An 8897-nucleotide genomic window follows, 5' to 3' on the forward strand; every position below is an offset into this window, starting at 1 on the left:
TGTCTCTCCTTGGCTTAGGCGACGTAGCAAAGCACTTCGCCGCCGACACCGGCTTGACGTGCCTTGCGGTCGGTCATCACACCCTTCGGGGTCGTGACGATCGCCACGCCCAGGCCATTCATGACCTGGGGAATGTCGTGGCGGCCCTTGTAGATGCGCAGGCCGGGACGGCTCACGCGCTCGATGCGCTCGATCACCGGACGACCGGCGTAATACTTCAGCGCGATCTCGAGCTCGGGGCGGGCAGCATCGCCACGCACCGCGAAATCGTCGATATAGCCTTCATCCTTCAGGACCTTGGCGATCGCGACCTTCAGCTTCGACGAAGGCATCACGACGCTGGCCTTCTCAACGCTCTGGGCGTTGCGAATGCGGGTCAGCATATCGGCGATAGGATCACTCATGCTCATACGAAATCTCCTAAACCTGCCGATTACCAGCTGGCCTTGACGACACCGGGGATGTCGCCCTTGAAGGCCAGCTCACGAATCTTGTTACGAGCCAGGCCGAACTTGCGGAACGTGCCACGGGGGCGGCCGGTCAGTTCGCAGCGGTTGCGCTGGCGGGTCGGGTTGGCGTTCCGGGGCAGCTTCTGCAGCTCCAGGCGGGCCAGATAGCGCTCTTCGTCCGACTTCTTGCTGTCGTCGATGATGGCCTTCAGTTCCGCGTACTTCTTGGCGTACTTGGCGACCAGTTGGGCGCGCTTCAGCTCACGTTGCTTGATCGAGAGTTTTGCCACGGGTCACCTCAGTTCTTGAACGGGAACTTGAACGCAGCCAGCAGAGCCTTGGCTTCGTCGTCCGTCTTGGCCGTCGTCGTGATGCTGATGTTCAGACCACGCAGAGCATCCACCTTGTCGTATTCGATTTCGGGGAAGATGATCTGTTCCTTGACGCCGATGTTGTAGTTGCCGCGACCGTCGAACGAACGACCGGAGATACCGCGGAAGTCACGCACGCGCGGCAGGGCCACGGTGACGAAACGGTCCAGGAATTCGTACATCGTGGCGCCACGCAGGGTCACCATGCAGCCGATGGGCACGCCGTCACGGATCTTGAAGCCGGCGATCGCCTTCTTCGACTTGGTGACGACAGGCTTCTGGCCGGCGATCTTGGTCAGGTCGCCCACGGCGTGGTCCATGACCTTCTTGTCGGCGACCGCCTCGCTCACGCCCATGTTCAGCGTGATTTTGGTGATGCGCGGCACTTCCATCACGGACTTGTAGCCGAACTTCTCGGTCAGACCCGGGACGACCTTCTCGCGATAGAACTCTTGCAAACGAGCCATGTCTTACCCCTTAGGCCTTGATCTCTTCGCCGGTCGACTTGAACACGCGCACCCGCTTGCCATCCGCGCCGAGCTTGATGCCCACGCGATCGGCCTTGCCGGCAGCGGCGTTGAAGATCGCCACGTTGGATTGATGGATGGGCATGGACTTGTCGACGATGCCGCCAGTCGTGCCCTTCAGCGGGTTCGGCTTGACGTGCTTTTTGACGACGTTGATGCCTTCGACCACGACATGGTCGGCATCGACGCGCAGCGTCACGGTGCCGCGCTTACCCTTGTCGCGGCCGGTCAGGACGATGACCTCGTCGCCTGTGCGAATCTTGTTCATGGCAATACCTTTGTCTGAGCGGGGCTTAGAGCACCTCAGGCGCCAGCGACACGATCTTCATGAAGCGCTCGGTACGCAGTTCACGCGTGACCGGGCCGAAGATGCGGGTGCCGATGGGCTCCAGCTTGGCGTTCAGCAGCACGGCGGCATTGCCGTCGAACTTGACCAGGGAGCCGTCCTGGCGGCGCACACCCTTGGCAGTGCGCACGACCACCGCGTTGTAGACCTCGCCCTTCTTGACGCGGCCGCGCGGAGCAGCTTCCTTGATGCTGACCTTGATGATGTCGCCAATATGCGCATAGCGACGCTTGGAACCACCAAGCACCTTGATGCACATGACGGACTTGGCGCCAGTGTTGTCCGCGACGTCGAGTCGCGATTGCATTTGGATCATGTCTGTCCCCAACTTTTCCCGCTCAGGCAACTGCGACCATCGCAGCCATCCAGAGAGCGGTCAGTCTTGGGCCCGTAAGCCAATCACCTGTCACCTTGCGGCGACCCGCGTCTGGCCTAAATGGGCAAGAAACCTAGAACCGAAGGCGGCGCGTTTCAGGAGCGGGCCCCGAAACCCCGTTGAGCAACGGAGCCACCATTCGGCGAAGCTGCGGATTATGCGCGAAGCACAATCTGCCTGTCAACTGGCGGATTTAGCTGTCAGAGCGCCTGCGCCTGCTTGAGCAGCGTGCCGGCGTCACTGACCTCGAACTTGCCGGGCGCCTCGATGTTCAGCGTCTTGACGACACCGTCCTTGACCAGCATCGAGTAGCGCTGCGAGCGCAGACCCATGCCGCGGGCGACCAGGTCCAGCGTCAGACCCGTGGCCTGCGTGAAAGCCGCGCTGCCGTCAGCCATCATGCGAACCTTGCCCGCTGTCTTCTGTTCGCGCCCCCAAGCGCCCATCACGAATGCGTCGTTCACCGAGATGCACCAGATCTCGTCGACGCCCGCGGCCTTGAATGCGTCGGCCTGGGCCACATAGCCCGGAACATGCTGCGCGGAGCACGTCGGCGTGAAAGCGCCCGGCAGCGCGAAGATCGCCACGGTCTTGCCTGCGGTCAGCTTCTCGATGTCAAAGCTGTTCGGACCGAGCGAGCAACCCTCGCCCTCGACTTCGATGAATTCCTGCAGATTGCCGGCCGGCAGTCGATCGCCCACTTTCAGCATGACGCACTCCTGATAGATGTTGTGAAGAAAAGGAAAGCGGCAGAGTGTGCCGCGAAAAATGAAAAATGGCTGCACACCGGGATTACCGGCGTACAGCCATTCATGTGCCGGAGAACGGAGCGCTCCCGGCTGGCGCCGCCACGAGGGCGGCGCAGGCGATCAGACCAGCTGAGCCTTCTCGACCAGGCGGGTCACCACCCAGCTCTTGGTCTTGGACAGCGGACGACCTTCAGCGATCTCGACCACGTCACCCATCTTGTACTCGCCCTTTTCGTCATGGGCGTGGTACTTGCGGGAACGAGCCACAATCTTGCCGTAGAGCTCGTGCTTAGCACGGCGCTCGACCAGCACGGTGACGGTCTTGGCGCGCTTGTCGCTGACGACGCGACCGATCAGGGTGCGGGTGTTCTTCTCTTGAGCTTGCGTCATTTCGCGGCTCCCTTCTTCTCGGCCAGGATGGTCTTGGCGCGGGCGATGTCACGACGCGTCTTGCCCAGCACCGAGGTGTTGGTCAGTTGTTGCGTCGCCTTTTGCATGCGCAGACCAAAGTGGGCCTTCAGCAGATCGGTGACTTCCTTCTTCAGGGCAGCCACGTCCTTCGCGCGCAGTTCAGATGCTTTCATGGGGTGTTCTCCAATCAGGCGCCGAGCTGGCGGGTCACGAAGGTGCAGCGCAGGGGCAGCTTGGCAGCGGCCAGCGTGAACGCTTCGCGCGCCAGAGCCTCAGGCACGCCATTGACCTCGTAGAGCACCTTGCCGGGCTGGATCTCAGCCACGTAGTACTCCGGGTTGCCCTTGCCGTTACCCATACGGACTTCGGCAGGCTTTTGCGAGATCGGCTTGTCCGGGAAGATGCGGATGAAGATCCGGCCACCGCGCTTGATGTGACGCGAGATGGCACGGCGAGCCGCTTCGATCTGGCGGGCCGTGATGCGGCCGCGCTCGGTGGCCTTCAGGCCGAAGTCACCGAAAGCGACGGTCGCGCCGCGGGTCGCAACACCAGTGTTGCGGCCCTTTTGCTCCTTGCGATATTTGCGACGAGCGGGTTGCAGCATGTTGAGTTCTCCTTACGCCTGGCCGCCGTCAGCGGCGGGCTTGCGCACCACACGCTTCGCAGCAGGCTTGTCGCCGCCTTCGGCAGGCTTGTCGCCACGACCACGGCCACCCGGCGCGCCCGGACGGGCATTGCGACGGGGACGACGATCATCTTCGGCACCCGGGGGGGTGTTGATCACGGGGGCCTCGCCATTGGCCAGGCGGTCGCCGCGGTACACCCACACCTTGACGCCGATCACGCCGTAGGTGGTCTTGGCTTCGGAGAAGCCGTAATCAATGTCGGCCTTCAGGGTGTGCAGCGGCACACGACCTTCGCGATACCACTCGGTACGAGCGATTTCGATGCCGTTCAGACGGCCGGCGGACATGATCTTGATGCCCTGCGCGCCCAGGCGCATCGCGTTCTGCATCGCGCGCTTCATCGCGCGGCGGAACATGATGCGCTTCTCGAGCTGCTGGGTGATCGAGTCGGCGATCAGCTGGGCATCGATCTCGGGCTTGCGCACTTCTTCGATGTTGACCGCGACGGGCACGCCCAGACGCTTGGCCAGCTCGGCCTTCAGGTTCTCGATGTCCTCGCCCTTCTTGCCGATCACCACGCCCGGACGGGCCGAGAAGATCGTGATGCGGGCGTTCTTCGCAGGACGCTCGATCAGGATGCGCGAAACGGCGGCGTTCTTCAGCTTGGCCTTCAGGAAGTCGCGCACTTGCAGATCTTCGGCCAGCATGCTGGCGAAGTTCTGGTTGTTCGCGTACCAGCGCGACGCCCAGTTACGGGTGACGGGCAGGCGGAAGCCAGTCGGATGAATTTTCTGTCCCATAGTCTTCCTTCAGGCTCAGTTGCCGACGGTCACGTAGATATGGCAGGTCGGCTTGCTGATGCGATTGCCGCGGCCCTTGGCGCGCGCGGAGAACCGCTTCAGCGTGGTGCCCTGCTCCACGTAGATCGAAGTGACCTTCAGCTCGTCAATGTCGGCACCGTCGTTGTGCTCGGCATTGGCGATGGCCGATTCCAGCGCCTTCTTGATGATCAGCGCGGCCTTCTTCTGGGTGAACTCCAGGATGTTCAGCGCTTGATCCACCTTCTTGCCGCGGATCAGGTCCGCCACTAGGCGACCCTTATCGAACGACAGGCGGACGCCACGAACGATTGCTTTGGTTTCCATCGTCGTCATCCTTACTTCTTACCGGCCTTCTTGTCGGCCGGGTGGCCCTTGAAGGTGCGGGTCAGAGCGAATTCACCCAGCTTGTGGCCGACCATCTGGTCAGACACATAGACCGGCACGTGCTGCTTGCCGTTGTGCACAGCGATCGTCAGACCGATGAACTCGGGCAGGATCGTCGAGCGACGCGACCAGGTCTTGATGGGCTTCTTGTCCTTGATGGCAACGGCCTTGTCGACCTTGGCCATCAGGTGGTGATCCACGAAGGGACCCTTCTTGAGGGAACGAGTCATGTGGTCAACCCCTTACTTCTTGCGACGCGAGACGATGAAGGTCTGCGTGCGCTTGTTGTTGCGAGTGCGGTAGCCCTTCGTCAGGGTGTTCCACGGCGACACAGGGGCCTGACCTTCACCCGTACGACCCTCACCGCCACCGTGCGGGTGGTCGACCGGGTTCATGGCGGTACCACGCACGGTCGGGCGGATGCCCTTCCAGCGGATGGCGCCGGCCTTGCCGTACTGGCGCAGGCTGTGCTCTTCGTTGCTCACTTCACCGATGGTGGCGCGGCAGTCGATGTGCACGCGGCGGACTTCGCCGGAGCGCAGACGGATCTGGGCGTACATGCCATCACGGGCCATCAGCACGACCGACGTACCGGCAGAACGAGCGACCTGGGCACCCTTGCTCGGCAGCAGTTCCACGCAGTGGATCGTCGAACCCACGGGAATGTTGCGGATGGGCAGCGTGTTGCCGACCTTGATCGGGGCTTCCGCGCCGCTCAGGATCGAGGAACCGACTTCCAGGTTGCGCGGGGCGATGATGTAGCGACGCTCGCCGTCGGCATAGCACACCAGGGCGATGTGAGCCGTGCGGTTCGGGTCGTACTCGATGCGCTCGACCTTCGCCGGGATGCCGTCCTTGTTGCGACGGAAGTCCACCACGCGGTAGTGGTGCTTGTGACCACCGCCCTTGTGGCGCATCGTGATGTGACCGTTGTTGTTACGGCCAGACTTTTGCTTCTGGGGCTCGAGCAGCGAAGCCTCGGGAGCGCCCTTGTGCAGGTGCTTGTGCACCACCTTCACCACGCCACGACGGCCTGGCGAAGTCGGCTTGACTTTAACGACGGCCATTACGCAGCCTCCCCGGAGAAGTTGAGCTCCTGGCCAGCCTTCAGCGACACATACGCCTTCTTGACGTGGTCGCGACGGCCCAGACGGCCACCGAAGCGCTTGGTCTTGCCCTTGACGTTGACGATGTTCACCGCCTCGACTTCAACCTTGAACATCAGTTCAACGGCGGCCTTGACTTCAGGCTTCGTCGCGTCGCGCAGGACCTTGAACAGGACTTGGTTGTGCTTTTCGCCAGCCATCGTGGCCTTCTCGGACACGATCGGAGCGAGCAGCACCTTGGCCAGACGGCCGTCAGCAAACTTGGGTGCGCTCATGCCAGCATCTCCTTCAGTTGCTCGATCGCGGCCTTCGTCACCAGGACCTTCTTGTAGAAGACCAGCGACAGCGGATCGACATAGCGCGGCTCGACGACCAGCACGTTGGCCAGGTTGCGCGAAGCCAGCAGCAGGTTGTCATCGACCTGATCGGAGATGACCATCACGTGGTCCAGACCCATGCCCTTGAGCTTGGCGGCCAGCAGCTTGGTCTTCGGGGCTTCGATCGAGATCGAATCCACGACAGCCAGGCGGCCTTCGCGGGCCAGCTGCGACAGGATCGCGGCCATGCCGGCGCGGTACATCTTCTTGTTCAGCTTGTGCGAGAAGTTCTCGTCCGGCTTGTTCGGGAAGATGCGACCGCCCCCACGCCACAGCGGCGAGGAAGTCATACCAGCACGCGCGTTGCCAGTGCCCTTCTGACGGAACGGCTTCTTCGTCGAGTGACGGACTTCAGCGCGGGTCAGCTGAGCGCGGGTGCCTTGACGGGCGTTGGCCTGATAAGCCACGACCACCTGGTGCACCAGGGCTTCGTTGTAATCACGAGCGAAAAGGGTGTCGGGAGCGTCGACCTTCGACGTCGCCTGACCCTGCTCATTCAGGAGCTCGAGTTGCATCAGTTGGCTCCCTTCTTGACCTTGACCTTGACGGCCGGACGGATCACGACGAATCCTTCCTTCGCGCCAGGAACGGCACCACGGACCAGCACCAGCTGGCGGGCTTCGTCGATGCGGACCACGTCCAGGTTCTGGACGGTCACGGTGACGTCGCCGAGGTGGCCGGACATCTTCTTGCCCGGGAACACGCGGCCCGGATCCTGCGCCATCGAGATGGAGCCAGGAACGTTGTGCGAGCGGCTGTTACCGTGCGAAGCGCGCTGCGAACCGAAGTTGTGGCGCTTGATGGTGCCTGCGAAGCCCTTGCCGATCGAGGTGCCCTGCACGTCGACCAGTTGGCCGGCGGCGAACAGCGTCACGGGGACTTGAGCGCCGGCCTTGTATTCGGCGGCGACCGCGGCATCCACGCGGAATTCCTTGATGATTTCACCGGCTTCGACGCCAGCCTTGGCGAGGTGACCCGCTTCCGGCTTCGTGACACGGGACGCCTTGCGCGCGCCGTAGGTCACTTGAATGGCGCTGTAGCCGTCGGACTCTTCGGTCTTGATCTGGGTCACGCGGTTGTTGGACACGTCCAGCACGGTCACGGGGACGGTATCGCCGTCGACCGTGAACACACGCATCATGCCCACCTTGCGGCCCAGCAATCCGAGACGATTGCTAAGACTCATGGTTTTCTCCTGACCCCGAACGCGCCGACGGAGACACCGCCCCGCGCCTGAAGTCATTTCACACACCCGACATCGATTGGCCGGGCCGACAAGCACCGCTCCTTCGTTGAGGACAGGGGTAAAGGCCCCGACACCCCTCCGACGGCGATGCGACGAAGCCGCACCAGGAAACCCCGGCGCGGAAAAGCTGCGGAGTATAGCGTCAACCCTGATCGCACCGCAAGCGAGCCGCTCGCGCTCCAAAGAAAAAGGCGACCCGAAGGTCGCCTTCCTGATGGCTGCCGGATCGCTCCGGCGGCCTGGCCGCATTACTGCAGCTTGATCTCGACGTCCACGCCAGCCGGCAGGTCCAGCTTCATCAGCGCGTCGACCGTCTTGTCGGTCGGATCGACGATGTCCATCAGACGCTGGTGGGTGCGGATTTCAAACTGGTCGCGCGAGGTCTTGTTGACGTGCGGCGAACGCAGGATGTCGAAACGCTCCTTGCGGGTCGGCAGGGGCACGGGGCCCTTGACGATCGCGCCGGTGCGCTTGGCGGTGTCCACGATTTCCAGCGCCGATTGGTCGATCAGCTTGTAATCGAAGGCCTTCAGCCGGATGCGGATCTTTTGCTTGGTAGACATGACTTTTCCTTCAAAGAGCGACGCAATGCCACGGGCATCGCGGAGGCAGCATTGGCGCCGCCGAGTACCGAGCGCGCCGCCCGCCGAAGCTGGCGGCGCCCTTCACCGGCACCCAGCGGGTACCAGCAAAAGATTTACTCGATGATGGTGGCCACGACGCCCGAGCCGACGGTACGACCGCCTTCACGGATGGCGAAGCGCAGACCTTCTTCCATGGCGATCGGGGCGATCAGCTTCACGGTGATGCTGACGTTGTCGCCCGGCATGACCATTTCCTTGTCCTTCGGCAGCTCCACGGCGCCAGTCACGTCCGTCGTGCGGAAGTAGAACTGGGGGCGGTAGTTGTTGAAGAACGGGGTGTGACGGCCGCCTTCTTCCTTGCTCAGCACGTAGATCTCAGCAGTGAAGTGCGTGTGCGGCTTGATCGTGCCCGGCTTGGCCAGCACTTGGCCGCGCTCGACGTCCTCGCGCTTGGTGCCGCGCAGCAGGATGCCCACGTTGTCGCCCGCCTGACCCTGGTCCAGCAGCTTGCGGAACATTTCCAC

General features: G+C 62.7%; 17 protein-coding genes and 1 pseudogene. All 18 read right to left on the reverse strand.

Translation table 11 applies throughout. The annotated features are described in order from the left end of the window. Positions 1-14 precede the first annotated feature (14 nt). Positions 15-410 (reverse strand): 30S ribosomal protein S8, encoded by a 396-nt coding sequence (rpsH, locus tag FHT37_RS16690; RefSeq protein ID WP_058933609.1) that lies wholly within the window; start codon positions 408-410, stop codon positions 15-17. Between the two features lie 23 nt (positions 411-433). After that, positions 434-739, reverse strand: a complete 306-nt coding sequence (gene rpsN, locus FHT37_RS16695) for a 30S ribosomal protein S14 (protein ID WP_067065192.1) — start codon at positions 737-739, stop codon at positions 434-436. An 8-nt stretch (positions 740-747) separates the two neighbouring features. Next, complete coding sequence (gene rplE / locus FHT37_RS16700) at positions 748-1287, reverse strand: 50S ribosomal protein L5 (RefSeq protein ID WP_067278833.1); 540 nt, start codon at positions 1285-1287, stop codon at positions 748-750. A 10-nt stretch (positions 1288-1297) separates the two neighbouring features. After that, positions 1298-1615 (reverse strand): 50S ribosomal protein L24, encoded by a 318-nt coding sequence (gene rplX, locus FHT37_RS16705; protein WP_091728061.1) that lies wholly within the window; start codon positions 1613-1615, stop codon positions 1298-1300. Between the two features lie 25 nt (positions 1616-1640). Continuing rightward, positions 1641-2009: a 50S ribosomal protein L14 gene (gene rplN / locus FHT37_RS16710; RefSeq protein WP_058933605.1), complete on the reverse strand. Its 369-nt coding sequence runs from the start codon at positions 2007-2009 to the stop codon at positions 1641-1643. Between the two features lie 260 nt (positions 2010-2269). Beyond that, positions 2270-2779, reverse strand: a complete 510-nt coding sequence (locus FHT37_RS16715) for a peroxiredoxin (protein ID WP_091728063.1) — start codon at positions 2777-2779, stop codon at positions 2270-2272. A gap of 159 nt (positions 2780-2938) precedes the next feature. Next, complete coding sequence (gene rpsQ, locus FHT37_RS16720; protein ID WP_091728066.1) at positions 2939-3208, reverse strand: 30S ribosomal protein S17; 270 nt, start codon at positions 3206-3208, stop codon at positions 2939-2941. Further along, positions 3205-3402 (reverse strand): 50S ribosomal protein L29, encoded by a 198-nt coding sequence (rpmC, locus tag FHT37_RS16725; protein ID WP_091728069.1) that lies wholly within the window; start codon positions 3400-3402, stop codon positions 3205-3207. The genes rpsQ and rpmC overlap by 4 nt, the downstream gene beginning before the upstream one ends. A gap of 14 nt (positions 3403-3416) precedes the next feature. After that, on the reverse strand, positions 3417-3833 hold the full coding sequence (rplP, locus tag FHT37_RS16730) for a 50S ribosomal protein L16 (RefSeq protein WP_067065182.1): 417 nt from the start codon (positions 3831-3833) through the stop codon (positions 3417-3419). A 12-nt stretch (positions 3834-3845) separates the two neighbouring features. Further along, positions 3846-4655, reverse strand: a complete 810-nt coding sequence (gene rpsC / locus FHT37_RS16735; protein WP_067065181.1) for a 30S ribosomal protein S3 — start codon at positions 4653-4655, stop codon at positions 3846-3848. 15 nt (positions 4656-4670) lie between these two features. Next, positions 4671-5000 (reverse strand): 50S ribosomal protein L22, encoded by a 330-nt coding sequence (gene rplV, locus FHT37_RS16740; RefSeq protein WP_058937144.1) that lies wholly within the window; start codon positions 4998-5000, stop codon positions 4671-4673. An 11-nt stretch (positions 5001-5011) separates the two neighbouring features. Further along, positions 5012-5290, reverse strand: a complete 279-nt coding sequence (gene rpsS / locus FHT37_RS16745; RefSeq protein WP_056194250.1) for a 30S ribosomal protein S19 — start codon at positions 5288-5290, stop codon at positions 5012-5014. A gap of 12 nt (positions 5291-5302) precedes the next feature. Further along, positions 5303-6127 (reverse strand): 50S ribosomal protein L2, encoded by an 825-nt coding sequence (rplB, locus tag FHT37_RS16750; protein WP_183482959.1) that lies wholly within the window; start codon positions 6125-6127, stop codon positions 5303-5305. Next, entirely contained in the window at positions 6127-6441 is a 315-nt protein-coding gene (gene rplW, locus FHT37_RS16755; protein WP_091728076.1) for a 50S ribosomal protein L23, read from the reverse strand. The genes rplB and rplW overlap by 1 nt, the downstream gene beginning before the upstream one ends. Beyond that, the gene (gene rplD, locus FHT37_RS16760; protein ID WP_091728080.1) at positions 6438-7058 is read right to left on the reverse strand and encodes a 50S ribosomal protein L4; all 621 of its coding nucleotides are present in this window, start codon (positions 7056-7058) and stop codon (positions 6438-6440) included. The genes rplW and rplD overlap by 4 nt, the downstream gene beginning before the upstream one ends. Next, positions 7058-7729, reverse strand: a complete 672-nt coding sequence (gene rplC / locus FHT37_RS16765) for a 50S ribosomal protein L3 (RefSeq protein WP_091728085.1) — start codon at positions 7727-7729, stop codon at positions 7058-7060. Before rplC ends, rplD begins: the two co-directional genes overlap by 1 nt. A gap of 308 nt (positions 7730-8037) precedes the next feature. Next, on the reverse strand, positions 8038-8352 hold the full coding sequence (rpsJ, locus tag FHT37_RS16770) for a 30S ribosomal protein S10 (protein ID WP_067065169.1): 315 nt from the start codon (positions 8350-8352) through the stop codon (positions 8038-8040). A gap of 134 nt (positions 8353-8486) precedes the next feature. Beyond that, positions 8487-8897, reverse strand: a pseudogene (gene tuf / locus FHT37_RS16775) (elongation factor Tu); the annotation flags it as partial.

This window comes from Mitsuaria sp. BK037 (assembly GCF_014193045.1).
Taxonomy (GTDB): domain Bacteria; phylum Pseudomonadota; class Gammaproteobacteria; order Burkholderiales; family Burkholderiaceae_C; genus Roseateles.